Annotated in this window: 26 protein-coding genes and 3 other annotated features; of the genes, 2 read left to right on the forward strand and 24 right to left on the reverse strand. The window is 41.3% G+C overall.

What is annotated here, in order from left to right; all coding sequences use genetic code 11:
- Positions 1–24 precede the first annotated feature (24 nt).
- From rpoB to ACYQ1I_RS04310, 18 genes are all read right to left on the reverse strand, one after another.
- On the reverse strand, positions 25–3,768 hold the full coding sequence (rpoB, locus tag ACYQ1I_RS04225) for a DNA-directed RNA polymerase subunit beta (protein WP_459762698.1): 3,744 nt from the start codon (positions 3,766–3,768) through the stop codon (positions 25–27).
- A 544-nt stretch (positions 3,769–4,312) separates the two neighbouring features.
- Positions 4,313–4,681 (reverse strand): 50S ribosomal protein L7/L12, encoded by a 369-nt coding sequence (rplL, locus tag ACYQ1I_RS04230; protein WP_459762700.1) that lies wholly within the window; start codon positions 4,679–4,681, stop codon positions 4,313–4,315.
- Positions 4,682–4,719: 38 nt separating this feature from the next.
- The gene (rplJ, locus tag ACYQ1I_RS04235) at positions 4,720–5,220 is read right to left on the reverse strand and encodes a 50S ribosomal protein L10 (protein ID WP_459765290.1); all 501 of its coding nucleotides are present in this window, start codon (positions 5,218–5,220) and stop codon (positions 4,720–4,722) included.
- 40 nt (positions 5,221–5,260) lie between these two features.
- Positions 5,261–5,387: a sequence feature (ribosomal protein L10 leader region), on the reverse strand.
- Between the two features lie 72 nt (positions 5,388–5,459).
- Positions 5,460–6,158 (reverse strand): 50S ribosomal protein L1, encoded by a 699-nt coding sequence (gene rplA, locus ACYQ1I_RS04240; protein ID WP_459762702.1) that lies wholly within the window; start codon positions 6,156–6,158, stop codon positions 5,460–5,462.
- A gap of 65 nt (positions 6,159–6,223) precedes the next feature.
- The gene (gene rplK / locus ACYQ1I_RS04245) at positions 6,224–6,649 is read right to left on the reverse strand and encodes a 50S ribosomal protein L11 (RefSeq protein ID WP_459762704.1); all 426 of its coding nucleotides are present in this window, start codon (positions 6,647–6,649) and stop codon (positions 6,224–6,226) included.
- A 93-nt stretch (positions 6,650–6,742) separates the two neighbouring features.
- Complete coding sequence (gene nusG / locus ACYQ1I_RS04250; protein ID WP_459765292.1) at positions 6,743–7,261, reverse strand: transcription termination/antitermination protein NusG; 519 nt, start codon at positions 7,259–7,261, stop codon at positions 6,743–6,745.
- Positions 7,262–7,321: 60 nt separating this feature from the next.
- The gene (gene secE, locus ACYQ1I_RS04255) at positions 7,322–7,537 is read right to left on the reverse strand and encodes a preprotein translocase subunit SecE (protein WP_459762706.1); all 216 of its coding nucleotides are present in this window, start codon (positions 7,535–7,537) and stop codon (positions 7,322–7,324) included.
- A gap of 36 nt (positions 7,538–7,573) precedes the next feature.
- Positions 7,574–7,723: a 50S ribosomal protein L33 gene (rpmG, locus tag ACYQ1I_RS04260; protein ID WP_459762708.1), complete on the reverse strand. Its 150-nt coding sequence runs from the start codon at positions 7,721–7,723 to the stop codon at positions 7,574–7,576.
- A gap of 283 nt (positions 7,724–8,006) precedes the next feature.
- Positions 8,007–9,200: an elongation factor Tu gene (gene tuf / locus ACYQ1I_RS04265; protein ID WP_459762710.1), complete on the reverse strand. Its 1,194-nt coding sequence runs from the start codon at positions 9,198–9,200 to the stop codon at positions 8,007–8,009.
- Between the two features lie 273 nt (positions 9,201–9,473).
- Entirely contained in the window at positions 9,474–10,115 is a 642-nt protein-coding gene (gene sigH, locus ACYQ1I_RS04270) for an RNA polymerase sporulation sigma factor SigH (protein WP_459765294.1), read from the reverse strand.
- Between the two features lie 87 nt (positions 10,116–10,202).
- The gene (locus ACYQ1I_RS04275) at positions 10,203–10,721 is read right to left on the reverse strand and encodes an NYN domain-containing protein (RefSeq protein ID WP_459762712.1); all 519 of its coding nucleotides are present in this window, start codon (positions 10,719–10,721) and stop codon (positions 10,203–10,205) included.
- 15 nt (positions 10,722–10,736) lie between these two features.
- Complete coding sequence (gene rlmB / locus ACYQ1I_RS04280) at positions 10,737–11,480, reverse strand: 23S rRNA (guanosine(2251)-2'-O)-methyltransferase RlmB (RefSeq protein WP_459762714.1); 744 nt, start codon at positions 11,478–11,480, stop codon at positions 10,737–10,739.
- 72 nt (positions 11,481–11,552) lie between these two features.
- A complete protein-coding gene (gene thyX / locus ACYQ1I_RS04285) occupies positions 11,553–12,326 on the reverse strand; it encodes an FAD-dependent thymidylate synthase (protein WP_459762716.1) in 774 nt (257 codons plus the stop codon).
- Entirely contained in the window at positions 12,326–12,691 is a 366-nt protein-coding gene (locus ACYQ1I_RS04290) for a hypothetical protein (protein ID WP_459762718.1), read from the reverse strand. The genes thyX and ACYQ1I_RS04290 overlap by 1 nt, the downstream gene beginning before the upstream one ends.
- Entirely contained in the window at positions 12,675–13,151 is a 477-nt protein-coding gene (locus ACYQ1I_RS04295) for a Mini-ribonuclease 3 (RefSeq protein WP_459762720.1), read from the reverse strand. The genes ACYQ1I_RS04290 and ACYQ1I_RS04295 overlap by 17 nt, the downstream gene beginning before the upstream one ends.
- Positions 13,152–13,353: 202 nt before the next feature.
- Entirely contained in the window at positions 13,354–14,739 is a 1,386-nt protein-coding gene (gene gltA / locus ACYQ1I_RS04300; protein ID WP_459765296.1) for an NADPH-dependent glutamate synthase, read from the reverse strand.
- Position 14,740: 1 nt separating this feature from the next.
- Positions 14,741–15,586, reverse strand: a complete 846-nt coding sequence (locus tag ACYQ1I_RS04305; protein WP_459762722.1) for a sulfide/dihydroorotate dehydrogenase-like FAD/NAD-binding protein — start codon at positions 15,584–15,586, stop codon at positions 14,741–14,743.
- A 292-nt stretch (positions 15,587–15,878) separates the two neighbouring features.
- Positions 15,879–17,045 carry an iron-containing alcohol dehydrogenase gene (locus tag ACYQ1I_RS04310; RefSeq protein ID WP_459762724.1) on the reverse strand — a complete coding sequence of 389 codons (1,167 nt, stop codon included), beginning with the start codon at positions 17,043–17,045 and terminating at the stop codon, positions 15,879–15,881.
- A 463-nt stretch (positions 17,046–17,508) separates the two neighbouring features.
- Between ACYQ1I_RS04310 and ACYQ1I_RS04315 the strand changes: the two genes are divergently transcribed.
- Positions 17,509–17,868: a winged helix-turn-helix transcriptional regulator gene (locus ACYQ1I_RS04315; protein ID WP_459762726.1), complete on the forward strand. Its 360-nt coding sequence runs from the start codon at positions 17,509–17,511 to the stop codon at positions 17,866–17,868.
- Between the two features lie 435 nt (positions 17,869–18,303).
- The gene (locus tag ACYQ1I_RS04320) at positions 18,304–18,702 is read left to right on the forward strand and encodes a hypothetical protein (protein WP_459762728.1); all 399 of its coding nucleotides are present in this window, start codon (positions 18,304–18,306) and stop codon (positions 18,700–18,702) included.
- A 73-nt stretch (positions 18,703–18,775) separates the two neighbouring features.
- Here ACYQ1I_RS04320 and cysS read toward each other — a convergent pair whose 3' ends face one another.
- From cysS to ispF, 6 genes are all read right to left on the reverse strand, one after another.
- The gene (gene cysS, locus ACYQ1I_RS04325; protein WP_459762730.1) at positions 18,776–20,167 is read right to left on the reverse strand and encodes a cysteine--tRNA ligase; all 1,392 of its coding nucleotides are present in this window, start codon (positions 20,165–20,167) and stop codon (positions 18,776–18,778) included.
- Positions 20,164–20,832: a serine O-acetyltransferase gene (cysE, locus tag ACYQ1I_RS04330; protein WP_459762732.1), complete on the reverse strand. Its 669-nt coding sequence runs from the start codon at positions 20,830–20,832 to the stop codon at positions 20,164–20,166. Before cysE ends, cysS begins: the two co-directional genes overlap by 4 nt.
- Before the next feature lie 159 nt (positions 20,833–20,991).
- Positions 20,992–21,206, reverse strand: a binding site (T-box leader).
- The gene (gene gltX, locus ACYQ1I_RS04335) at positions 21,207–22,685 is read right to left on the reverse strand and encodes a glutamate--tRNA ligase (protein WP_459762734.1); all 1,479 of its coding nucleotides are present in this window, start codon (positions 22,683–22,685) and stop codon (positions 21,207–21,209) included.
- A 104-nt stretch (positions 22,686–22,789) separates the two neighbouring features.
- Complete coding sequence (locus tag ACYQ1I_RS04340) at positions 22,790–23,668, reverse strand: DUF1002 domain-containing protein (RefSeq protein WP_459762736.1); 879 nt, start codon at positions 23,666–23,668, stop codon at positions 22,790–22,792.
- 104 nt (positions 23,669–23,772) lie between these two features.
- Positions 23,773–25,215: a proline--tRNA ligase gene (gene proS / locus ACYQ1I_RS04345; protein ID WP_459762738.1), complete on the reverse strand. Its 1,443-nt coding sequence runs from the start codon at positions 25,213–25,215 to the stop codon at positions 23,773–23,775.
- Positions 25,216–25,272: 57 nt separating this feature from the next.
- Positions 25,273–25,492, reverse strand: a binding site (T-box leader).
- Between the two features lie 87 nt (positions 25,493–25,579).
- Positions 25,580–26,053, reverse strand: a complete 474-nt coding sequence (ispF, locus tag ACYQ1I_RS04350) for a 2-C-methyl-D-erythritol 2,4-cyclodiphosphate synthase (protein WP_459765298.1) — start codon at positions 26,051–26,053, stop codon at positions 25,580–25,582.
- Positions 26,054–26,055: the final 2 nt, after the last annotated feature.

Consider the following 26,055-nt stretch of genomic DNA (forward strand, 5'->3'; position numbering starts at 1 on the left):
AGCCTGCTTAAGCTTAAGCAACTATTAATTATAGTCATCATCGTCATAGCTGTCTACATCATCATCGTCGGCTAAAAAATCCTCACGAAAATCTGATGCTTCAAAGTCATCCTCTGTCATAAATTCAATGTCTGTATCTACCTCTTCTTCCTCTTCCAGCTCCGTGTCTTCATCTTCATCAATTTCATTATCGATGGCGACACCCTGGGCAAGCTCGCTGTGTTCCATTGTCAAATCACCGGCATCATCATCAATGGATTCCTTGATTTCAATTTCTGTATCTTCCTCAGTTAACACCTTGACATCCAGACATAGGGACTGAAGCTCCTTGATGAGTACCTTGAAGGATTCGGGAACCCCTGGTTCAGGAATATTTTCTCCCTTCACAATACATTCATAGGTTTTTACCCGTCCTACAATATCGTCGGACTTAACCGTTAACAACTCCTGCAGGGTATGGGCAGCGCCATAGGCTTCCAATGCCCAAACCTCCATTTCACCAAAACGCTGTCCGCCAAATTGGGCTTTACCACCCAAAGGCTGCTGTGTAACAAGGGAGTAGGGGCCTGTACTTCTGGCATGGATTTTATCATCTACCAAATGGTGTAGCTTCAGCATGTACATGTAACCAACGGTTACAGAATTATCAAAGGGCACCCCGGTTCTTCCATCATATAATGTCAGCTTTCCGCTCCTTGGATAGCCGGCTTCTTCAAGGGCATCCATAATATCCCACTCATTAGCTCCATCAAATACCGGTGTGGCCACCTTCCAGCCCATGGCCTTAGCTGCAAGCCCCAGGTGGACCTCCAATACCTGACCAATATTCATACGGGAGGGTACCCCCAGGGGATTGAGTACGATCTCAAGGGGGGTTCCGTCAGCCAGGAAGGGCATATCCTCTTCTGGAAGTACTCTGGAGATAACCCCTTTATTTCCATGGCGTCCCGCCATTTTATCACCAACATTAATTTTTCGCTTTTTGGCAATGTAAACCCGAACCATTTCATTGACACCTGGAGGCAGCTCGTCACCGTTTTCTCTGGTGAAAACCTTGATGTCTACAATGATTCCAGACTCACCATGGGGTACCTTCAGAGAAGTATCACGAACCTCCCGGGCCTTTTCACCAAATATTGCCCTTAAAAGTCTTTCCTCTGCTGTTAGCTCTGTTTCTCCCTTAGGGGTTACCTTACCCACTAGAATATCACCGGACTGTACCTCTGCTCCAATTCTAATGATTCCTCTTTCATCAAGGTCTCTCAAGGCTTCCTCACCGACGTTGGGAATATCCCTTGTGATTTCCTCAGGCCCTAGCTTTGTATCCCTTGCTTCGGCCTCATATTCTTCTATATGAATTGATGTTAAAGCATCTTCCTTAACCAGCTTTTCATTAATTAAAATGGCATCCTCATAGTTATACCCTTCCCAGGTCATAAAGCCAATCAGGCAGTTTCTGCCTAGAGCAATTTCACCCTGATCTGTTGAGGGGCCATCGGCAATGACGTCGCCTGCCTTAACCACTTCCCCCTTATTAACAATAGGTCGTTGATTAATACAGGTTCCCTGGTTGGAACGTTTAAATTTCAATAGCTTATAGACATCCTTCTGTCCATTGTCGTCTCTTTTAATAATAATCTGGTTGGCCGTTGCCTTTTCAACAATACCACTGTTTTTAGCTACGATTACAACCCCTGAATCCTTAGCCGCTTTATATTCCATTCCTGTACCAATAATTGGCGCATCGGTTTTTAACAGGGGAACAGCCTGACGCTGCATGTTTGATCCCATCAGAGCCCGGTTGGCGTCATCATTTTCAAGGAAGGGAATCATGGCTGTAGCCACTGAAACCACCTGCTTAGGAGATACATCCATGAAATCCACCTCTTCGGCAGGAACTATGTCAATTCCACCAAAGCGGGTTCTGGAGGTAACACGTTTGTTAACAAAATGGCCTTCCTCGTCTAAAGGTTCGTTGGCCTGGGCTACAATGAATAAATCCTCTTCATCGGCTGTCAGGTATTCTATATTTTTGGTAACAACCATTCGTTTTTTGTCTACCTTACGGTAGGGCGATTCAATAAAGCCATATTCATTCACCCTGGCAAAGGTACTTAAGGAGTTAATCAGGCCGATGTTGGGTCCTTCTGGCGTCTCGATGGGACACATTCGCCCATAATGGGATTGATGGACGTCCCGAACTTCGAATCCGGCCCGCTCCCTGGATAATCCCCCTGGCCCCAGGGCTGAAAGCCTTCTTTTATGGGTTAACTCAGCCAATGGGTTAGTTTGATCCATAAATTGAGATAATTGGGAGCTTCCAAAGAATTCCTTTATTGCTGCTGCAACGGGCCTGATGTTAATTAAGGCCTGAGGGGTGACCAGGTCAACATCCTGAATGGTCATCCGTTCCTTTACTACCCGTTCCATACGGGATAAACCAATTCTAAACTGATTTTGCAGTAGTTCTCCTACAGAACGAAGTCTTCGATTTCCTAAATGGTCAATATCGTCAACATTACCGATTTCATGGGATAAGTTAAATACATAGTTAATTGAGGCAATAATATCTGCAATAATAATATTTTTAGGTATTAATTCCCGAATTCTTTCTTTTATCGCTTCTTTAATTTCAGCCTCATTTTCAAAGGAGTCAAGAATTTCCTTTAAAACGGGATAATAGACCCTTTCCTTTATTTTCAGGTCATCGATATTAAAACTAATGTGCTTATGAATATCAACGAAATGATTTCCAATTACTTTGATGGGCTTATTGTCTTCAGAATAGACCAATACCTCGTTAATTCCTGTATTTTGAATCAAAAGAGAGGTTTCTCGATCAACTTTCTGTCCCTCTTCGGCCAAAATTTCCCCTGTTGCCTTATCAATTACATTTTCCGCTGCCCGTTTACCCATAATACGATTGGCCAAGGATAATTTTTTATTGAATTTATAACGTCCAACCTTTGCCAAATCATATCGCTTTGGGTCAAAAAACAGCGTGTTTAATAAAGACCTGGCATTTTCTACGGTAGGAGGCTCACCGGGTCTTAATCTCTTATAAATTTCCAGGAGACCTTCCTCAACGCTTTTGGTATTATCCTTTTCCAGGGTCGCCAGCAGTCTTTCATCTTCACCTAAAAGATCCTTAATTTGCTGATCGGAGCCATACCCTAAGGCCCTTAATAAGACTGTTACAGGTTGCTTTCTGGTTCTGTCAATACGAACAGAAATAATGTCATTGGAATCAGTTTCATATTCCAGCCAGGCTCCACGATTAGGAATGACGGTTGCAGAAAACAGCGATTTTCCAGTTTTGTCAATTTCTTTTCCATAATAAACACCGGGAGATCGGACCAGCTGGCTTACAATTACCCGTTCCGCTCCATTAATAATGAAGGTTCCTGTATCGGTCATCAGAGGAAAATCACCCATGAAGACTTCCTGTTCCTTTACTTCGCCGGTTTCTTTGTTAATTAATCGAACCTTTGCCTTAAGGGGGGCCGCATAGGTGACATCCCGCTCCTTTGATTCGGCAACGTCATATTTAGGGCTACTTTCTAAGTAATAATCAACAAATTCCAGGATGAGGTTTCCAGTGTAGTCTTCTATTGGTGAAATATCACTGAAAACTTCCCTTAACCCTTCCTCCAGGAACCAATCATAGGACTCTTTTTGAAGCTCAATCAAATTTGGAATTTCTTGAACTTCATCAATTTGAGAATAACTCATTCTAATCTTTTTACCAACTTGTACAGGATGTGGCATTTTAATTTCACTCCTTGATATAAAGGTAATAGACAATAACCCTTTTTATAAATACATAATACACAGAAATTCAAGTCCTTTAGCTTATGACTATCACTTCCCTTATGTATTAAACAAAGCCTGACTTCCTTGACTGATTCAAGGAGACTTTGCATTTAATGAAAATATCCAAAAGCAAAATATTACTTTTGGTTTTTTTACATATTTTACATAGTGCCGTATTTTATACTATTGACACCATTTTTTAGAATTATACATGATTTTTTGATAGGGGTTATTAAATAGTTTGATGCAATATATAATTATATCATAGCAGTTTTTTGCTTGTCAATAATTTGTATCCCTGCTAGGCTTTACTAAAATATTAATCTCGCTAAAGTTAACGCTGGAAATTGATATGAATTTGTAGTATAATAAATCTGTAGATAGGTTTGATTTTTGATCCCTTGAGAAAACTAGGGGGGCATTTTTTTCTATAGTCAAAAATACATAAAAAGGTACTCCAGTTTACTGGAGTCCCTTTTTATATTTATATATTTTTTGATTACTTAATTGTAACCGATGCACCTGCTTCTTCTAACTTAGCTTTAATTGCTTCGGCTTCTTCCTTAGCAATACCATCTTTTAAAGTCTTAGGCGCATTGTCTACTACTTCCTTAGCTTCCTTTAAGCCTAAGCCTGTAATTTCTCTTACAACTTTAATTACGTTGATTTTTGATGCACCAGCATTGTCAAGAATTACTTCAAATTCTGTTTGTTCTTCAGCTGCTGCACCGCCAGCTACTGCACCTCCGGCTACTGCCACTGGAGCAGCTGCAGATACACCAAACTTCTCTTCTGCTGCCTTTACTAATTCATTTAACTCTAAAACCTTCATATTCTCAATAGCTTCTAAAATTTGCTCAATTGTCATGTTCAGCACCTCCGATATTTTTCTTTAATATTATTTTTTTAAGCACCTTCGGCTTCTTTCTTTTCAGCTAAAGCTTTAATTAAGTAAGCGAAGTTTGACACTGGCGCCTTTAAGCTGCCAAGTAATTTTGCAATAAGCACTTCTTTCGATGGAACCTTGGCAAGGGCTTGCATTTGGGCCTCATCATAGAAAGCTCCTTCAACCACACCAAACTTTAATTCAAGATTCTTATGATCTTTAATAAAGTTATCGATGATTCTTGCTGGTGCCACAGGATCATCATAGCTAAATGCAATTGCATTGGGTCCTACTAATTTTTCTTCCAATTCTGCGAAGCCCGCCTCTTTAGCAGCTCGTCTCATCAAGGTATTTTTATACACCTTGTATTCAACACCGGCTTCTCTGAATTGCTTTCTTAGTTCTGTTACTTCTTCAACCTTTAGTCCTCGATAATCAACAAGTACTGCAGCAGTGGATTTTTCGAACTTTTCGGTAATCTCTGCCACAACTTCCTTTTTAATGTCAATAGCCTTTGACATGTGGACCTCCACCTCCTTCGACTTAGTTATCGTATATTTTGCCAACAAAGTAAAGCCTCCTGGTAATAGACACAAGGAGGCTGATTTTTACTTTCATTTATCAGAAGCCTCGGTAGGGTATTTAAGCCTGGGGCACCTACTGTCTATGGCAAAATATTCTCTTTTAACTCTAGTCAGTTTATCAGTTATTATATATTATGTCAATGGAAAATTTTAAAATTTATTTAATTAGTTGACAACTATTCAGCTACCCGGCTTGGATTTACTTTAATACCGGGTCCCATTGTGCTGGTTAGGGTAATACTTTTCAGGTATTGGCCCTTAGCAGCCGAAGGCTTAGCCTTAACAATGGCTTCCATCAAGGTTTTGAAGTTGTCAGCCAGCTTTTCGCTATCAAAGGATGCTTTTCCAACTGGTACGTGAATAATGTTGGTTTTATCTAGTCGATATTCTACCTTACCAGCTTTAATTTCCTTAACAGCCTTCTCTACATCGAAGGTAACTGTTCCGGATTTAGGGTTTGGCATTAAGCCCTTTGGTCCTAACACTCTACCTAGTCGACCTACTACACCCATCATATCTGGTGTTGCCACAACCACATCAAAGTCAAACCAGTTTTCTCCTTGGATTTTGGCCACCATTTCATCTGCTCCAACATAGTCTGCTCCTGCATTTTGAGCCTCAGTAGCCTTTTCACCCTTGGCAAATACCAATACTCTTGCAGTTTTACCTGTTCCATGGGGAAGCACAATGGCACCTCTTACCTGCTGGTCAGCGTGTCTTGAATCAACACCCAGCTTAATATGAGCCTCAACGGTCTCATCAAATTTAGCAACGGCAGTTTTTTTAACTAATTCAACCGCCTCATTTACATCATATAATTTTGTATTATCAACAAGCTTACTGGCCTCTTGATATTTCTTACCTCTTTTTGGCATATAACTAACCTCCCTGTGGTATTAACGGTTTTTTGTGAGAACCTCCCACATAACACGTATCTGAATTATTCTTCCACAACAACGCCCATACTTCTTGCTGTTCCCGCAATCATGCTTATGGCAGATTCAAGGGAAGCAGCATTTAAGTCTGGCATTTTTAATTCTGCAATTTCCTTAACTTTCGCCTTTGAAATTTTAGCAACCTTTTTCTTATTAGGTTCGCCTGATCCACTTTCAATGCCGGCTGCCTTCTTAATTAAAACGGCAGCTGGTGGTGTTTTAGTAATAAATGAAAAGGATCGATCCTGGTAAACAGAAATAACCACTGGAATAATCAGTCCAGCTTGATCTGCAGTTTTTGCATTGAACTCTTTACAGAAGCCCATTATATTAACACCATGCTGACCCAATGCTGGTCCAACTGGTGGTGCTGGTGTAGCCTTACCTGCAGGAATTTGTAGTTTGATTTGTCCAACTATTTTTTTTGCCATTTTATTTTACACCTCCTTAATAATTCTTCATAATGCTTTTGCCATAATAAGCTATCTATAGAATTAATTTTCGCTTAAATAAGCAAAACTTAATTATAATGCTTCAACCTGATGAAACTCAAGCTCAACAGGCGTCTCTCTACCAAACATTGAAATAAGCACCTTAAAGGTCTGCTTTTCAAGATTAATGTTCTCTATTGAACCAATAAAGCTTTCAAAGGGACCAGAGATAACCCGTACGGTATCTCCTAGCTTCAGGTCAATTTCATGTCTGATTTCCTCTACACCCATATCCCTTACTTCCTTATCGGTTAAGGGGATCGGCTTAGAGCTGGGTCCAACAAAACCGGTTACACCCCTGGTGTTTCTAACTAAATACCAGGATTCATCGGTCATAATCATTTTCACGATAACATAGCCAGGGAAAAGCTTAGTTTCCTTGACTTTTTTCTTGCCATTTTTAATTTCGATTCTTTCTTCTGTTGGTACCTTTACCTCTAAAATTACGTCTTCCATCCCTCTATTTTCAACCATTTTTTCAATGTTGACCTTTACTTTTTTCTCATGGCCTGAATAGGTATGGACAACGTACCATTTTGCGTCTTGGGTCATTTTCAAGGAGCCTCTATCAAAATCTGATAGATAACTCTCCCCTCCTTTTACCATAATTTGTTACTTAAGTATCAAATTTAAGCCAAAACCAAAGGTAGTATCTAAAACCCATAGAAGAGCAATCATCATGGCACAGGTGACCACAACAACACTAGTATGGTTAATTAATTCTTTACGGTTAGGCCAATTCACTTTTTTAAGTTCGGATCTAACACCTTTAAAATACTTTCCAGCACTTCTGGATTTTTCCTTGTTAGTATTGGGTTGGGTGCTCATTTAATTCACATCCTTATAGTACATTTTTCATACTAACTACTTTGTTTCTTTGTGTGTTGTGTGGGTCTTGCAAAACTTGCAATATTTTTTCATTTCTATACGATCAGGGTTATTCTTTTTGTTCTTGGTAGTATTATAATTCCTTTGTTTGCAATCCGTACACGCCAATGTTATTTTAACTCGCACTGTTACACCTCCTAGAAAAAGCCGACATAAATATGAATATTGTTTAATTTATCTACAACACACAGGTGCTTCGATTATATATTGGTACCTAATAAAATCTATCATACTTTTATTTTGGTGTCAATAAAAATTTCCCCGTCTCCGGGCCCTCCAGTCCTTACATAAGGGTTGGTTTATTTTATTTTAGTATAGCCCTTTAGACTTCCTATTATTTACCAACAATTACTTTTAAGGGACTAGGCTTCCCCTAGTCCCTTCCCCATCTAATTCAACAACTAGCCTATTACTCAGTAATAGAAGCAACAACACCGGCTCCTACTGTTCTTCCGCCTTCACGAATCGCAAATCTTAATCCCTCTTCAATCGCTATCGGGCTGATTAGTTCGATTTCCATTGCAATGTTGTCTCCTGGCATTACCATTTCTACTCCGTCTGGCAGCTTGATGCTTCCTGTTACGTCTGTTGTTCTAAAGTAGAATTGGGGTCTGTATCCGTCAAAGAAGGGTGTATGTCTTCCTCCCTCTTCTTTCTTTAATACGTATACCTCTGCCTTAAACTTTGTATGGGGGTTGATTGTTCCTGGCTTTGATAATACTTGTCCTCTTTCAATTTCTGTTCTTTGGATCCCTCTTAACAGTACCCCTACGTTGTCTCCCGCTTGGGCTTGGTCTAGTAGCTTTCTGAACATTTCTACTCCTGTTACTACCAGCTTTCTCTTCTCGTCTGCCAAGCCTACTAGCTCTACTTCGTCTTGTACCTTTACGATACCTCTTTCTACTCTTCCTGTTGCTACTGTTCCTCTTCCTGTAATGGAGAATACGTCCTCTACTGGCATTAGGAAAGGCTTGTCGGTATCTCTTTCTGGCTCTGGAATGTATCCGTCTATGATTTCAAACAGCTCTACAATCTTATCTCCCCATGCTCCATCTGGATCATTTAATGCTTGTAGTGCTGATCCCCTTACAATTGGTGTATCGTCTCCTGGGAATTCATACATGTTCAATAAATCTCTGATTTCCATTTCTACTAATTCTAATAGCTCTTCGTCATCCACCATATCGCATTTGTTTAAGAATACTACGATGTATGGTACCCCTACCTGTCTTGATAACAGGATGTGCTCTCTTGTTTGAGGCATTGGTCCGTCTGCTGCTGAACATACCAGAATCGCTCCGTCCATTTGGGCTGCTCCTGTAATCATGTTCTTTACATAGTCAGCATGGCCTGGGCAGTCTACGTGGGCATAGTGTCTGTTTGGTGTTTCGTATTCTACGTGGGATGTTGATATTGTGATTCCTCTTTCCTTTTCCTCTGGTGCCTTGTCGATTTGGTCAAAGGCTACTGCTCCCCCTGTTCCATATCTTTTGTTTAATGTAATTGTGATTGCTGCTGTTAAGGTTGTCTTTCCATGGTCTACGTGTCCGATTGTTCCTATGTTTACATGGGGCTTGGTTCTTTCAAATTTTGCTTTCGCCATTTTTTTCTCCTCCTTAAATATTAAGATGGTATCCAAAAAATAATTAATTCATTCACCACATACGGCTTATTTGATGGATTTGATCTTCATGGGCTATGGACACGATGCCGGGTGTATCTATGTCGACCCCATTGAAGAATGTGCAATTTTGAAGGCCTTTAAGAAAGGCCTTTTTTGCACGGAAATCAATCTCCATACTATTCGTAGAATATTTTACTATGTATCCTACTCCATTGTCAATACCATTTCCGGGAAGTCCCTTACCAAAACCGCTCAGGTATTCCTGACCTCTAAATAACGTTCCAGCTTACGCTTTACCCGTTGTAGGGCATTATCAATTGACTTGACATGACGGTCCAGGTCTGCCGCAATTTCTTGATAGGAACGGCCCTGCAAATACAGCATGAGTACCTTCCACTCCAGATCACTTAAAATTTCTCCAATTTTCCCTTCAATATGCCCCAGTTCCTCACGACAAATAATGAGTTCTTCGGGATCAGTTATTTTTTGACCTGAGATGACATCCAGTAGCGTTCGATCCGATTCCTCGTCATAAATTGGCTTATTTAAAGATACATAGGAATTTAAAGGGATATGTTTCTGCCGAGTAGCAGTTTTAATAGCTGTGATAATCTGCCTTGTAATACATAATTCAGCAAAGGCTTTAAAAGAAGAAAGCTTGTCCGGTCTAAAATCCCGGATTGCCTTGTAAAGGCCAATCATTCCTTCTTGAACAATATCTTCACGGTCTGCACCGATCAAAAAATAGGACCTGGCCTTAGCACGTACAAAATTTCGATACTTTTTAATCAAAAGCTCCAGGGCAACAATATCGCCATTTTTAGCATCTTCGACGATCGCCTCATCTGGTAATTCTGAACATGATTCTATTATATCTCTTTTTGCAACACCAATACCCACACACATCGCCTCCACCATAATAAAAATGCCCAAAAACCTGCTTTAATTATAACCTATCAAATTATGTAAAGTCAAGGCATTTCACAGCTTGCGTCTGAATTTTTCGAGTTTTTCTAAAACAGATTGATCCAGTCGATTTGAGAGGTAATCCTTTTTTAATTGGATTTCTTCAGTTTTTTTTGTAATTTTTTCTTTGATTCTCTCATAATCCAGCAATAACTCCCTGACAGAAATTCGAGTAGCACCGCTGCCCAATATCATTTGCTGCTCAAGCCAATCATTGGTTACCACCTGAACCCGATTTCTTTTAGATAATTCGATAATTTTCTTCTCTATATATCCGTCGGCCGTCTCCTTTTCTTTGGTAAAAACCACGGTAACCCCCATCTGATGTTCTATCTTTTCCATGCTGTATTTCACCAGGTGCGCATCAAAGACAATGGTCACCTTAAGATCCTTATAAGCCTGATATTCTGCCATCATTTCAATGAGCTGACGCCGTGCCCCCTCCAGGTCTTCCCGGCTAATTTCCCTCAGTTGGGGCCATGCATTAATGACATTATAGCCATCAATTAATAGATGTTCCTTCACTGCCCTCACGTCAATTCTACCAATCTAAGAACCAATTGATCTTTGACGAAGAACTTCATACATCAGCACGGCTGCAGCAACGGAGGCATTCAAGGAAGTGATCTGGCCAACCATCGGCAGCTTCACCAAAAAATCACATTTTTCTTTCACCAGTCGTGACAGGCCGCTGCCTTCACTGCCAATGACCAATGCGATGGGCCCCTTTAAATTCATTAAATAATGCTCCTTTTCTCCTGCCATATCGGCCCCGGTGACCCAAATTCCCATTTTTTTGAGCTTGTCTATGGTTTGCCCAATATTTGAAACCTTTGCTACCGGAACATATTCAATGGCTCCGGCAGAGGTTTTGGCCACCACTGAGGTTAACCCCACAGCCCTTCTTTTAGGAATGATTATACCGTCTACACCAACAGCATCGGCTGTCCGGATCATGGAGCCCAAATTGTGGGGGTCCATAATTTCATCTAAAATCAACAAAAAAGGCTCCTTTCCTTTTTGTTTTACTCCCTCTAAAATGTCTTCCAACGCTACGTAATCATGGGCCGCTGCAAAGGCAATAACCCCTTGATGGGTCTCCCCTTCAGATAATTCATTGAGTTTTTGTCGTTCTACCTGCTGAACTGGAATTCCCTTTTCTTTGGCCATGGCCATGATTTTTTTAACAGACCCCTCACCGGCTCCCTTGGCCACCAAAATCTTATCAATTTCTCTGCCTGACTTGATCCCCTCTATTACCGGGTTTCTTCCTATGATTTTATCATTTCTCATTTCTTCACTTCCTCTTTTATTGGTAAATGCGCCGCATTTATTTTCCCTCATGAGAGCCACTTTTATAAGCCATTACAGCAACTGAAAGAAGTTCCTTACTTCTTTTATGCTGCCACAGGTCATTTTCCCTTCAGGGCAGGGCTGATTTAGACAATTTGGTCCACTATGGCGAAAAACCCTGGGGGCCACCTGTCTTACCAACTTCAGCATTTCAATGGCCAGAGCCCTGATTTCCCATTGGGCACGATTACAACAGCGATGATGAAAAAAGTTAAATAATGCCCTGGCATTCATGGTCACTACGATTTTCGTTTCACAGGCATTGGGAAGCACAAAGCGGGCATCTTCAATGGCCTGTTTGCTGGCCTTTGACTTTGCCTGTTTTTCATCAACACCTTTTGCCAGTAGCTTTTCATAGTGCTGCTGAAACAGCAGGTCAACCAGTTGATCATATGCCTGCTGCTGCTGCTTCATGGCTTCAACAAATACCCCATGGGCCTGGGGGTTATTTTTTATTGCAGGCGGAACGACAAATTCAAACTGACCCTCAGAGACATAACGCTGACTTTTTTGAGAATAGCTGGAGCCAATTCGATGTCTTACCAGTTGATGGGTCAGGCTTCTGGACACCCCCTCAATACCAAAGGTAAAGCTAATATGCTCAAAGGGCGATTCGTGCCCCATTTGGGCCAGCATTTCAATGAAGTTTCCAATGGTTTCAGGTTTCTGATTTTCTAAAAGCTCCTCTATATTACTGGAGGAGTAGCATAGCTTCGCTGCTGCCGCCAGGATTTTTTCCGGTTCCGGTGTATGGGTAAGCAGGGTGACCTTTAACTTTGCTTCCATTATTCAATTCCCCCTTCAATTTTGATGTCACGATAGGGGAATACCCCTAAAAAATAAATTCTAACCTTTGCTGCATATTTTCCTTCAAGCTCCTCTAAATAGGAATTTCCCCCCTCATTGATTAGAATTTTAGTAATTTCTCCCTCAGAAGCCTCGTGGCTCACCTCAATAAGCCGATAGGTAATAACGGGGGGCTTAAGGACAATAGGATGATGGACAGCAGCTGCTGCCTCCAGGGCAAAATCCCCATATCGGTTCTGGTCTCCCGCCAAATTTCCCACTGGGTCAATCCATAAAGATTTTATCAATAAGACAGAAAAAAGTATTGCTGTGGCCAACACCAGGGTTTTAGCCCTCCTGTCCATGGCTGTTATCCCCCTTTTCAAGTATGTCAATGTTTTCATTGATGATCTCAACGGATCGAATCATCAAGGCCAGTAGTCTTTCAACCTCTCCTCTGTAAAATAAATATCCCAGCAGGGCTTCAAAGCCCGTAGCATAGCGATAATCAGACAATACTGCATTTTTAGGCACCGTAGCTGATTTTTGGTTACGGCCTCGCTTGACAATTCCCCATTCTTCCTCTGACAGCTGGGGCTCAAGGGCATGTACAATTTCTGCCTGAGCCTTGGCCTTTACATATTTCGTTGCGGTCTTGTGAAGGGCATTGACTGAAACCGTCATTGTCTGTATTAAATAGTTACGAATAAAAACCTCAAAAATGGCATCCCCCATATAGGCCAATACCAGGGGTGCCATCATTTTTACCTCTTGCTCTGTTTTGATCGTGTTTCCCTTCATCATCTGTTTTATAAAGGATTCCATAATTAACCTGCCTTTTTTTATCTTTTTCCTAATTATTATTATATGTGATACCGGCACTTTTAGCAATTTTACATTGAATTTTTTAAGAATTAGGAAAAGAATACCTTTACCCTAAAAAAGAGGTTATTTCCCTTAAGATATTTGATATATTTAAAAGAGAAGGCCCTAGCTTAAGGCCTTCTCAAAATTACTTCATAATATTTTATCGTTTTTCCATCAATTGCTGATGTATCGCCCTGGCAGCGGTTTTTCCCGCTCCCATGGCCAGAATGACCGTAGCAGCCCCTGTTACGGCATCGCCCCCAGCATAGACGCCTGCTTTACTGGTGGCACCTGTCTCTTCCTCTACAACAATTCCCCCCCATGAATGGGTTTTTAATCCCTCGGTTGTACTTTTAATTAAAGGGTTGGGGGATTGACCGATGGCCACAATGACGGTTTCAACGGGAAATTCATATTCTGAGCCTGGAACGGCCTGGACCCTTCTTCTTCCTGATTGATCCGGTTCCCCCAATTCCATTTCAACACATTCTATGGCCCTTACCCAGCCCTCCTGGGTACCAAGGATTTTCGTTGGATTGGTTAGGAGCTTAAACTGAATCCCCTCCTCCTTGGCATGATGTATTTCCTCCAATCGAGCAGGCATTTCTGCCTCAGATCGCCGATAGACAATGTAGACCTCCTCTGCCCCCAGGCGTTTGGCACTTCTGGCGGCATCCATAGCCACATTCCCGCTGCCGATGACTGCCACCCGTTTACCTACCCAAACTGGGGTATCATAGTCTGGAAATTCATAGGCCTTCATTAGATTAATTCTTGTCAGAAACTCGTTAGCAGAATATACTCCGTTCAAGTTTTCCCCCGGTATATTCATGAAGTTAGGCAGGCCTGCCCCTGATCCGATGAAAACTGCCCGATAGCCGGCCTCCATCAGTTCATCTACAGAATAGACCTTGCCGATCACCATATTAGTCTGAATTTCAACGTTTAACGCCTTTAACTGCTGGATTTCTCTTTGTACAATCTTCTTCGGCAGTCTGAATTCCGGTATGCCGTACATCAATACACCTCCAGGTGTATGAAAGGCTTCAAAGACGGTTACTTTATAGCCCAGCTTGGCCAGGTCCCCGGCACAGGTAAGACCTGCCGGCCCCGAACCGACAACCGCCACCTTAATGCCATTGGACTTGGGCAGCGGGGCTTCCTTTCCGGGTGATTCCATATTCCTATCCGCCACAAAGCGTTCCAATCTTCCGATTGCCACGGCCTCTCCCTTCTTTGCCCTGACACAGCAGGCTTCGCATTGGTTCTCCTGGGGACACACTCTGCCGCATACCGCCGGCAAGGAATTGGTCTCTTTAATTTTATGGTAGGCTCCTTCATAGTCTCCCGTTGCGATAAGACTGATAAAATCTGGTATTTTTACATTCACCGGGCATCCCCCTACACAGGGCTGATGCTTGCACTGTAAGCACCGGGAGGCTTCTTCCCTTGCCATGGCTTCATCATAACCCAGAGCAACCTCTAAAAAGTCTTGATTCCGTGTGTTAGGGTTCCGCTCCTGCATTTTTACCTTTTCAAGTGCCATATTAGCCATTGATTAGCCCTCCCATCGTGCATTGATGTGCTTCCAATGAGCGTTTCTCCTGATCGAAGTACATTCGCTGTCTCCTCATGGCCTCGTCAAAATCGATTAAGTGTCCATCAAAATCGGGGCCGTCGATACAGGCAAATTTGGTTTGACCATCATAGGTAACCCGGCATCCGCCACACATACCTGTTCCGTCTATCATGACAGGATTCATACTGATAATGGTTTTAATGTCGTATTGCCTGGTTAAATCACAAACCACCTTCATCATGATTAAGGGCCCAATGGCTATGACCAGGTCGTATTGGTTCCCTTCCTCTATCAGTTGTTTAAGGACATCGGTAACAAAGCCCCTTCGACCATTGGAACCGTCATCGGTGGTTACCACCAATCGATCACTTACTGCCCTGACCTCATCCTCTAAAATAATCATCTCTTGATTTCTAAATCCAATGATAGAATGCACCTCTGCCCCCAGACTATGGAGCTTCTTGGCCTGGGGAAAGGCAATGGCTGTTCCCAGGCCTCCGCCAATGACAGCCACCCGTTGATAGCCCTCTAAATGGGAGGCAGCCCCCAGGGGGCCAACAAAATCTAAAATAAATTCCCCTTCCTCCATGGCTCCCAACAATCTGGTGGTTTTTCCCACCTTTTGAAAAATGATGGTAACGGTACCTGCTTCACGATCGTAATCTGCAATAGTTAATGGTATCCTTTCCCCACTTTCATTGACCCTCAGTATAATAAATTGCCCTGGCTCTGCCTTTCTGGCTATGGCCGGAGCATCAATATCCATTCGAGTTACCTGGGGATTTAAGTCTGCCTTCCCAACAATTTTATACATGATGATCCTCCCTACTGATAACATTATCGTCTTCTGGTTAATTGTTCTAATTGCCTAATTAGGATTATAATATTGCTGACAGATATCAGAGTTAATTTTATCATATCCCCATGACCAAATTCAACCGAACATTCTCTGAATTTTCATAATTGTTAAATAATAATCAAACTTATAGGTTACCCTCCTCATTATATCTGTTTCTCTAAAAATACGATATAAATTTAAACATTCTAACCACATATCTTAAAAAGTTCTAGTTGGTTAATACCCAACTAGAACTTTTTATATAGACTTAAAAATTTACCTTTGCTCCATAATAAGCAGCTTCAAATAATTTTTTCATTTCTTCTGCAGAAATTTTCCTTGGGTTTGTACCTGTACAAGGATCCGCTACTGCTGCTTTAGAAATTTCATCTAAGTGTTTTTTGAATAAGCTTTCTGATAACCCAAATTCCGCTAAGGTTTGTGGCATATTCATAGCGACTCTAAAATCTTTAACAAGTTTAATTAATGATTCAACCAATTCGTCTGTTGTATTTCCGTTTAATCCTAATCTTTTAGCTATATCAGCGTAAGCATTTCCAGCTGTTTTAGCATTAAATTCTATAACATATGGCAAGTATATTGCATTTGCACATCCATGGGCTATATTAAATATTTTGCCTGTTTTATGCGCCATTGAATGAACGATTCCGAGTATGGCATTAGAAAACGCCATCCCAGCTAAACATTGGGATATATGCATGTTTTCTCTAGCTTCTTTTTCCCCATTAAATGAGTTAACTAAATTTTCAACTGTCATTTCTATTGATTTCATAGCTAGTGAATCAGTTATTGGATTTCTAGCAGTTGAGACATAAGCTTCTATAGCATGAGTTAAAGCATCCATACCAGTGTTAGCAATTAATTTTGGAGTCATACTTTGAACTAAAGCAGTATCAACTATAGCAACATCTGGAGTGATGTTATAGTCAGCTATTGGGTATTTAATCTGGGTTTCATTGTCAGTTATGACTGAAAATGAAGTGACTTCAGTACCAGTACCACTTGTGGTTGGTATAGCTATGAACTTTGCTTTTTGACGTAGCTCTGGTAAGTTAAATGGTTTAGCAGCTTCTTCAAAAGTTAAGTTTGGATATTCATAAAATATCCACATTGCTTTAGCGGCATCTATCGGTGATCCTCCACCAATACCAATTATTAAATCAGGTTTAAATGAATTCATCATTTCAACCCCCTTATTAACAGTTGGGACAGAAGGATCATTTTCAACACCAGAGAATACTGTAGTTTCAATTCTTGATTCTTTTAATAAATCCTGAATTTTAGGAACTGTTCCATCCTTTATTAATCTTTCAGAACCAATAATTAACATGGCCTTAGTTCCTTTTACATCTTTTAAATGATCTAGTGCATCAGATCCAAAATAAACATCTCTTGGTATAGTAAATCTTTGCATTTACTATTCCTCCTTTAAATTAAATTTTGATTATGTCCCTCCAGACAAGTCTTAGTATAAACATTCTAATTTGAAAAAAAAAGAAGGCACTTTTCGGTAGGGCAGTTTCTAAAAAGTATGAAATGCGAAGTTGTCTAAGAAATTTTTGAAAAGTTTTTGTAATACAACTTTAAATTCTAAGTATAGAATTAACATTACAAGTACATTAATGAAGGCTTTTTTATATGATATAATTATCTTATCAACCTTTAAAAATAAAATTATCTTCTTAGAAAAAGAGAAAAAGCTCAAAATGGGTTTAAACAGTTGATTAAATGTTGATACTTTGGTATCATTTCCTTGCATATTTTATGCCATTTTCTGCTATTGTTAAGAGTTTACAAATTTAGTTTTTAATTCAACTCTAGTGATATAATATATAAATGATGTATTTTTAAATATTAATTCTAGAAGGAGTGAAAGTATGCCAAAAGATAGATCGAATAAAGTTAGCTGCAACAATTATAGATGTGAGATAGAAGTCACATTAGAGATCTTAAGCGGTAAGTGGAAAGCTCTTATAATTTGGAATCTTAATCTCCATAAATCAATAAGATATAATGAATTTAGAAGGTTAATTCCTGAAATAACTCAGAAGATGTTAAGTCAGCAATTGAAAGACTTAGAACAAAATAGATTGGTTAATAGAACTGTTTATCATGAAGTTCCCCCAATGGTTGAATATTCACTTACTGAAATGGGGGAGGAATTAATACCTATTTTAGAATCAATGGATAAGTGGGGAAAATCATTTGTCGATAATTTTAAAAATCAACCCACTTGAAGAACTTGATTACCTCAGTATCATTTAGGTTTTGAGATTCGTGAGTGATCAAGTACTTTACCAATTAATTTCTTGCCATTCAAGCTGTTGCCGAATTGAAGATAAAATTTAAAAATCCGCCCATAGGAAAAGCCAATTTAACTTGCTTTTCCCAAGGCGGGTTAAGCCATTGTTCGGACTAGTTATTACAGATTGACTGATTTCATTTTTCTCTTTTCTGACCTGCTGCCGTTTTTTGATTAAGGCCTTAAGCTCCTCCTGATTAAGGCAGGATTTCTAATAGTATATAATTACAAATTTTCACCATTATGGTTTGCAACCAATGGAAATTATTGTATAATTAGTATGTACCTGTATTTTATATTCCATGGGGTTAAATTCTTCTACAGGTATAGACTGTTAAAAAATTTATACAGATGAATGGAGGTTTTACCAATGAAAAGGCTATTCATCCTGGTGCTGCTGATTTCTCTATCTTCCTTTGTTTTTGTCGGCGCCCAAACCGTTGAACAGGAGGCTTCACCCGATATCCTCTATCATGACCATCAATGTGAACACTCCCACGGGTACATTGATTTATCAGAATTGGACATTACGCAAGAGGAATTTGAAGCTAAGTCTAACCTATGCCCCAAGTGCGATGGTTGGCTTACACACAATAAAATCGGTACATCTGATTGGGAGATAAGCGATACCTTCGTTTGCCCCGACAACCATCGAAACTGCGTAGTTAGTGAGCAAGTGAGATACCATTATTATCAAGACATTTGTTCAAGCTGCGGTTTCAGCGAAAGATACAATACTCGAGAGTATCGTTACGTACATCACCGCTAACTTCAAATTCACCCCATGGGAATTACGTTAAAAGCAAAGCTCAGATAATAGCCGAGCTTTGCTTTTCTTTATCTTAAACCTTGATTACCTTCACACCCTGGGGGGTATCCTCCAATACAATTCCTTTAGCCTTAAGCAGGTCTCGGATTTCGTCAGCCCGCTTAAAATTTTTCTCTTTTCTGGCCTGCTGCCGTTCTTCGATTAAGGTCTCAAGCTCCTCCTCAAGATTTGTATCCTCCTGCTTTTCCAATAGCCCCAATACACCTGCCAATTCCATCAGTAAATCAAGGGCCTCCTTAAGGTCTCTTTGATTGCTGCTGATGAGGGCATGGCTATTAATATGTCTTGCCAGCTCAAAAATGACGGCAATACCATCGGCTGTATTGAAATCATCATCCATGGCTTCAATAAATCTTTGGCGATAATCAGGCAATACTTTAACCCATTCGGGCTGCTTGAGAGCTTCTTCCTTAGTGTTGTCAATTAGGTGCCTTAAATTATTTCTTGTGTTATACAGTCTTTCCAGACCGTTTTTGGCCGCCTCCACCAGCTCCTGACTAAAGTTAACGGGATTACGGTAATGGGCAGAGAAGATAAAGAAGCGAATCACCTCTAAATCGTACTCTTGGGCAATTTCTCTGGGGGTAAAGAAGTTGTTTAAAGACTTCGACATCTTTTTATTGTCTACATTCAAGTAGCCCACATGGAGCCAGTAGTTGGCAAAGGGCTTGCCAAAGGCTGCTTCACTTTGAGCAATTTCGTTTTCGTGATGGGGGAAAACCAAGTCGCCGCCCCCACCATGGATATCAATGGTTTCTCCTAAATACTTCTTTGCCATGGCGGAGCATTCGATATGCCAGCCGGGCCTTCCATTGCCCCAGGGGCTTTCCCAGCTTGGTTCTCCCGTCTTGGCCGCCTTCCACAGGGCAAAATCCAGAGGATTTCTTTTCTGTTCGTTTACCTCGATACGGGCTCCAGATTGAAGATCTTCTATACTTTGCTTCGACAGCTTTCCATAGTGATGGAATTTTGAAACATCAAAATAAACGTCTCCCTTAACAGGATAGGCAAAGCCCTTTTTAACCAACTGATCAATCAATTCAATGATCTCTGGAACATTTTCTGTTACCTTTGGATGAATGTCGGCGGGTAAAATCCCCAGGCTGGCGGCATCCTTAAAGTACTCCTGAATATACCTTTCACTGATTTCAGTGGGAGATACCCCTTCCTCCTGGGCCCTTTTAATAATTTTATCGTCTACATCGGTGAAGTTTTGTACAAAGGTTACCTGAAAGCCCCGATATTGAAAATATCGCCGCATGGCGTCAAAGGTCATAAAGGTTCGGGCGTTACCTATATGAAAGTAATTGTATACCGTTGGTCCGCAGGCATACATTGTAATCTTTCCCGGCTCAATGGGAACAAATTCTTCTTTTTGCTTTGTCAGTGTATTATATAATTTCATCCTTTTTCGCTCCTTTCTAAGTCTTCAATTCGTTTAAGCAAATGCTGCAGCTGCTGCTTCATTGTATCTAAATCATCAGAAATGGGATCTGGCAGCTTTACCTGATCAAGGTCAATTTCATATGCTGAGGAAACCTTGACATTATCCTTTACCACGACTCTGCCGGGTACCCCCACCACGGTACAATTGGGGGGAACCTCCTTTAACACCACTGACCCTGCTCCAATTTTTGAATTATCCCCTACCTTAAAGGGTCCTAACACCTTAGCGCCGCAGGATATCACCACATTGTTGCCAATGGTGGGATGCCTTTTTCCCTTTTCTTTGCCGGTTCCCCCCAGGGTTGCCCCTTGGTAAATGGTGACGTTATCTCCCACCTCGGCGGTTTCCCCAATCACAACCCCTGTTCCATGGTCTATAAAAAGTCTTCTGCCAATGGTTGCTCCGGGGTGTATTTCTATACCTGTAAAAAACCTTGAAATATTGGAGATTATTCTGGGCACCAGTACCCAGCCCCTTTTATACAGGGAATGGGAAATTCGATGAAGTATAATGGCATGGAGGCCGGGATAGCATAATAGTACCTCTAAGGTAGTTCTGGCAGCAGGGTCCCGTTCAAATATGGCCTGTATATCATCCTTAACCCTTTCAAAGAAACCAAACATCTTAAAACCCTCCTATATTGTATCTAACAAGAACAAAGTCTTCCCTTAGAAGATGTAAAGGACGACTTTGTTGAAATCTATATACGGAAAAGCTCTCTTTACTAATTAATTTAAGTAAGAACTTTCCTATAGATTAAAAAAACCCATCTCCAGGTAATTCCTAGAGACGGGTATCCGCGGTTCCACTCTACTTAAATGCCCAATGGCAATTCTCTTTTGGGTCGATAACGGAACTACCCGATTTGCCCTACTAACCTTCAGGCAATGGCTCCCAGGTGCATTTCAATTGTACCTACCCTTAGGGCTATTCTCAGCCAATGATAGCCCCTCTCTGTAATTCAGCACAATTTACTTCTCCTGTTCTTCGCCTTTAACTATAAAAGATGATTTCTTACATATTCTATTCGTGACAATAGATTTTGTTTCCCTAAAACTTTAATAATTTGATTGATATCAGGCCCATGGGACTTCCCTGTGATGGCTACCCGAATAGGCTTGAAAAGCTTGGGCCCCTTTAGCCCGGTTTCCTTTTGTATGGCCTTTAAAGCCCCTTTACCGAAGTCTGCATCAATAACCTGTGCCCCTTTTACCTTTTCTTCGAAAGCATTAAGCAATTGGGCCATGGACTCATCCTTTAATATTTCTCTGGCGTCTTCATCCTCTGGTTCTATTTCTGTCTTGAAAAAAATATCGGCATAATCAACAATTTCTGCCACATAGGAGAGCTTTTCCTTTAGTATTCCAATTACCTCGGTTAACCAGTCATACCGCTCCTCTGCCTCCTCCTGGGTAAGATAGCCTGCCTTCACCAGGTGAGGAATTGCTAAATCTGTAATACGATTATTGTCACTTTCCTTAATGTAATGGGAATTTACCCAATTCAGCTTATTAACATCAAAAACACCGCCGCTTTTTGAAACCCTTTCTAAGGAAAATTTAGCCTCCAGCTCCTCAAGGCTGAAAATTTCCTGATTATCCTCCGGGCTCCAACCCACCAGGGCAATGTAGTTAACCAATGCCTCCGGTAAATAGCCCTTTTTAATGAAATCCTCCACCGCCACATCTCCATGACGCTTGCTGAGCTTCTTCTTTTCATTGTTTAAAATATTGGGCAAATGAACGTATTGAGGTGCCTGCCAGCCAAAGGCCTCGTAAAGATATACATGCTTCGGTGTAGAAATAAGCCATTCCTCACCCCGAATGACATGGGTAATTCCCATCAGGTGGTCATCCACCACTACAGCAAAATGGTAGGTAGGAAAACCGTCTGATTTGATTAATACCTGGTCGTCCATATCAGCGGTATTGACCACCACATTGCCCCGTACTACGTCAGAGAAGGCAATATCCTTACCTTCAGGTAATTTTAAACGTATGACATAGGGCTCTTTGTTGGCAATTTTAGCCGCTACGGCTTCTTTAGACAGATTTCTACAGTGACCGTCATATTTGGGCAGCTCCCCTGCGGCCTTTTGTTTTTCCCTTACCTCATCAATTCGTTCCTTGGAACAAAAACAATGGTAGGCATGGCCCTTCTCTAAAAGCTCATTAATATACCTTTGGTAGATTTCTAACCTTTGGGATTGTACATAGGGGCCGTAATCTCCCTGATCTACCATTTTACCATCAACAACGGCTACTCCTTCATCATGGTTAATGCCTGCCCAGGCCATGGCCCGAAGCATGCCCTCTACGGCTCCCTCCACCAAACGGCTTTGGTCTGTATCTTCAATTCTTAAAATATATTTACCGCCATTTCTTCTGGCAAATAAATAATTATACAGAGCAGTTCTCAGGCTGCCTATATGAACAAATCCTGTTGGACTTGGTGCAAATCTAACCCTTACGGACATATGAATCCTCCTATAGCTTCCCTTAATTTTTTATTCTTTAATTATAACTGATTCTACGGGCCCTAGCAAGCCGGATTATGTCCTTTGAGTTTACGGAAGCTTGTCTATTTTCCTGTAAGCATCCCAATAAGGGAGTTAAAAAAATCCTTAATCAGATCAATAATTCGTTGAAGCAGGCCCCTGACTTCTTCATTTTGCCGAGCTATTTCCCCCAGCTGTTCAGTAATCCCCCGTAGCTGCTGTCTAATCTCATCGGTGTCAAGGTTTAAACGGGAAATTCCCTCCATTAAACGGGTTATGTCTTCAATTTGCCGTTCATTTAAATTGATGTTCAAATTTCCTGAAATCTCAATAATAATTCGCCTAATTTCCTCAGGACTCTTAATATTTTTTTCAACAATTTCCTGTTTAATGGTTTGAATTAGTTCGGTGGCCCTTTCCTGCCCCACCGACTGACCTAATTCACCGGTCTTTACAATCTCCTCATTGGCAATTTCTTTTTGTTCCTGACTGATGTTTTGGCCCTTAAGGGCTTCAAAGGCCTTTATGATTCCGGTCAAGGCCGCGGTGCCTGAAACATTAACGGGGGCTGCCGCAATAATTTTAGCATCTTTAACCCCGGCGGTCACCAGGGCATTTTGAAACATGCCGGCCGTTACCCAGGTTAAATTATAGGTTTGAACCTGTATTCCCGCCCCAGGGTTAAGGGCCTCAACATAGGCTGATGAGATGGCTCTGGAGCCGATTTGCTCCTCTGAAGCAATCCCCTGTAGATAGGTTCGTTCCTCTTCATTGGTCACCACCAGTATTTTGACTTCCTCTTCTTCTACCCCAAAGAGGTCCAGCATTTGCTGTCGCTGCTGCTGGTTTAGATCATTCCCCAGGGTTACCACCCTTTCTTCAGCACCCCAGCCCTGTATACTGCTAATTAGAAAGAAAATAAGGACCATGGGCCAGACCAGCCCTTTTCGTAACTTTTTCATATTTTAACCTCCCAGGTTTTTTCTTATTTTTCCACTCCACTGGGGGATTATACAAGAAAAGCTCCTTGAGAATTCAAGGAGCTAATTAAATATACAGCTATTAATTAATAGGCTTTGGCATAGTAGGCCATTTTGGTGGCCTTCTTACCGCAGAAGGGGCAAACTTCACCTAAATCCTCCTGCTCAAAGGGAATACACCGAATGGTTACACTGATTTCAGCTTTAATTTTGTCTTCACAATCTCGGTCACCGCACCACATGGCCTTAACAAAGCCTGGTCTTTTTTCCATGACCTCTTTTAATTCCTCCATGGTTTTCACATAGTAGGTTTTTTCATCCCGCATTTTTTTAGCCTTTAACAGCAGGTTATTTTGAATATCCTCCAGCCATTTAGAAGCCGTCGCCTGGATATTATCCATTGATACAGCTTCCTTTTCCAGGGTGTCTCGCCTGAAGAACATCACTTGATTTTTTTCGATATCCTTGGGTCCAATTTCAATTCGCAAGGGAACCCCCTTCATTTCCCATTCATTAAATTTCCAGCCTGGCGAATAATTTTCCCGGTCATCTACCTCTACCTTAAATTCTGCCTTTAGCTGGTTAAACAGCTCATCGACCTTTTCCATTACACCGCCCTTATGGCTGGCAATGGGTACAATCACCACTTGAATTGGCGCTACCCTTGGAGGCAATACCAGCCCCCGGTTATCGCCATGGGTCATGATAATTCCGCCAATTAAACGGGTAGAAACCCCCCAGGAGGTATGATAGGGATGCTTTAGCTCTCCATCCCGGTCGGAATAGCTGATATCAAAGGCGCTGGTAAAATGCTGTCCTAAATTGTGGGAGGTTCCTGCCTGAAGAGCCTTGCCATCATGCATCAGGGCTTCCATGGTATAGGTGGCATGGGCCCCGGCAAACTTTTCCTTTTCAGTTTTTTGACCAACTACAACTGGCATGGCTAAGACCTCTTCTGCCATTTCCCGATAAATATTCAGCATTTGCAGGGTTTCTTCCTGGGCTTCTTCATCGGTTTCATGGAGCGTGTGACCCTCCTGCCATAAAAATTCAGATGTTCTTAGAAAAGGCCGTGTACTTTTTTCCCAACGAACCACGCTACACCATTGGTTGTAAAGGAAGGGCAAATCCCGATAGGATTTTAGCCATTTACTATACATTTCACAGATGATGGTTTCGGAAGTGGGCCTAACACAAAGACGCTCGGCCAGCTCCTCCTGGCCACCATGGGTTACCCAGGCCACCTCAGGGGCAAAGCCCTCAACATGTTCTGCTTCCTTTTTCAACAGACTTTCCGGAATCAACAGAGGAAAATAGCAGTTTTTATGACCTGTTTCCTTAAAGCGTTTGTCCAGGTAGGACTGTATATTTTCCCAAATTGCGTAACCATAGGGCTTAATTACCATGAAGCCCCTTACCGGTGAATAGTCCACCATATCGGTTTTTAAAATGACATCAGTATACCATTGGGCAAAGTCTGTTTCCATGGGGGTTATTTCACTGACAAATTGCTTTTCCTTCTTACTCATCTTTAAACTCCCTTCACCTTCTATTTTTAAGTACATAAAAAGCTCCCATCTCTGTTTAATAGAGACGAGAGCTATATTTCCCGCGGTACCACTCTAATTAATCCATTGTATCTTAACGGATTCCCTTAAGGGTTTAACGGCCCCCACCGGCTAACTTACTTTTGTTTCGGTCAGCAACTCAAGGACGGGTTCTAAAATCTAGCCTAAAAACCTTTCAGCCATGGGTTTTCTCTCTACAAAGCATTGATTTTATACTATTTCCTCTCAACGTTTTGATATTCTTTTTTTATAGCATACCCAAAAGCTCTTCATCTGTCAATAGCTCTTGCTAACAATATGCCCTGAATGAAAGAGATTAATTCTATCAATTCCCTACCAGGCTGGCAATGGCCTGAGCTGCAATTCCCTTTCCCTTTCCAGTAAAAGCCATCCCCTCTGTGGTGGTGGCTTTGATATTGATTCTATCTACGTCGATCTTTAACGCCTGGGCCACATTTTCTCTCATGTCCTGTATATAGGGGGCCATTTTGGGTCTTTCGGCAATGATGGTGGCATCCACATTATTTACTTGATAGCCCTTTGTTTCCAAAAGCTGCTTTACTTTTTTTAAAAGCTCCAGGCTGTCGGAATCCTTATAGCGCACATCGGTATCGGGAAAATGTCTTCCTATGTCACCAAGGGCCGCCGCCCCCAGAAGGGCATCTTTAATAGCATGGAGCAGTACATCTGCATCGGAATGACCCAATAATCCTTTATCATAGGGGATATCAACCCCCCCTAAGATTAATTTTCTGCCCACCACTAAACGGTGAACATCATAGCCTAATCCAACTCTTATAT

It is taken from the genome of Alkaliphilus crotonatoxidans (genome assembly GCF_054658015.1).

Coding starts and splice junctions, on each gene's coding strand:
- rpoB (WP_459762698.1), bottom strand. CDS start 3,768: ATGCCACATCCTGTACAAGTTGGTAAAAAGATTAGAATGAGTTATTCT.
- rplL (WP_459762700.1), bottom strand. CDS start 4,681: ATGACAATTGAGCAAATTTTAGAAGCTATTGAGAATATGAAGGTTTTA.
- rplJ (WP_459765290.1), bottom strand. CDS start 5,220: ATGTCAAAGGCTATTGACATTAAAAAGGAAGTTGTGGCAGAGATTACC.
- rplA (WP_459762702.1), bottom strand. CDS start 6,158: ATGCCAAAAAGAGGTAAGAAATATCAAGAGGCCAGTAAGCTTGTTGAT.
- rplK (WP_459762704.1), bottom strand. CDS start 6,649: ATGGCAAAAAAAATAGTTGGACAAATCAAACTACAAATTCCTGCAGGT.
- nusG (WP_459765292.1), bottom strand. CDS start 7,261: ATGACCCAAGACGCAAAATGGTACGTTGTCCATACCTATTCAGGCCAT.
- secE (WP_459762706.1), bottom strand. CDS start 7,537: ATGAGCACCCAACCCAATACTAACAAGGAAAAATCCAGAAGTGCTGGA.
- tuf (WP_459762710.1), bottom strand. CDS start 9,200: ATGGCGAAAGCAAAATTTGAAAGAACCAAGCCCCATGTAAACATAGGA.
- rlmB (WP_459762714.1), bottom strand. CDS start 11,480: ATGAGAAATGATAAAATCATAGGAAGAAACCCGGTAATAGAGGGGATC.
- thyX (WP_459762716.1), bottom strand. CDS start 12,326: ATGGAAGCAAAGTTAAAGGTCACCCTGCTTACCCATACACCGGAACCG.
- ACYQ1I_RS04290 (WP_459762718.1), bottom strand. CDS start 12,691: ATGGACAGGAGGGCTAAAACCCTGGTGTTGGCCACAGCAATACTTTTT.
- ACYQ1I_RS04295 (WP_459762720.1), bottom strand. CDS start 13,151: ATGGAATCCTTTATAAAACAGATGATGAAGGGAAACACGATCAAAACA.
- gltA (WP_459765296.1), bottom strand. CDS start 14,739: ATGGCACTTGAAAAGGTAAAAATGCAGGAGCGGAACCCTAACACACGG.
- ACYQ1I_RS04305 (WP_459762722.1), bottom strand. CDS start 15,586: ATGTATAAAATTGTTGGGAAGGCAGACTTAAATCCCCAGGTAACTCGA.
- ACYQ1I_RS04310 (WP_459762724.1), bottom strand. CDS start 17,045: ATGCAAAGATTTACTATACCAAGAGATGTTTATTTTGGATCTGATGCA.
- ACYQ1I_RS04315 (WP_459762726.1), top strand. CDS start 17,509: ATGCCAAAAGATAGATCGAATAAAGTTAGCTGCAACAATTATAGATGT.
- ACYQ1I_RS04320 (WP_459762728.1), top strand. CDS start 18,304: ATGAAAAGGCTATTCATCCTGGTGCTGCTGATTTCTCTATCTTCCTTT.
- cysS (WP_459762730.1), bottom strand. CDS start 20,167: ATGAAATTATATAATACACTGACAAAGCAAAAAGAAGAATTTGTTCCC.
- cysE (WP_459762732.1), bottom strand. CDS start 20,832: ATGTTTGGTTTCTTTGAAAGGGTTAAGGATGATATACAGGCCATATTT.
- gltX (WP_459762734.1), bottom strand. CDS start 22,685: ATGTCCGTAAGGGTTAGATTTGCACCAAGTCCAACAGGATTTGTTCAT.
- ACYQ1I_RS04340 (WP_459762736.1), bottom strand. CDS start 23,668: ATGAAAAAGTTACGAAAAGGGCTGGTCTGGCCCATGGTCCTTATTTTC.
- proS (WP_459762738.1), bottom strand. CDS start 25,215: ATGAGTAAGAAGGAAAAGCAATTTGTCAGTGAAATAACCCCCATGGAA.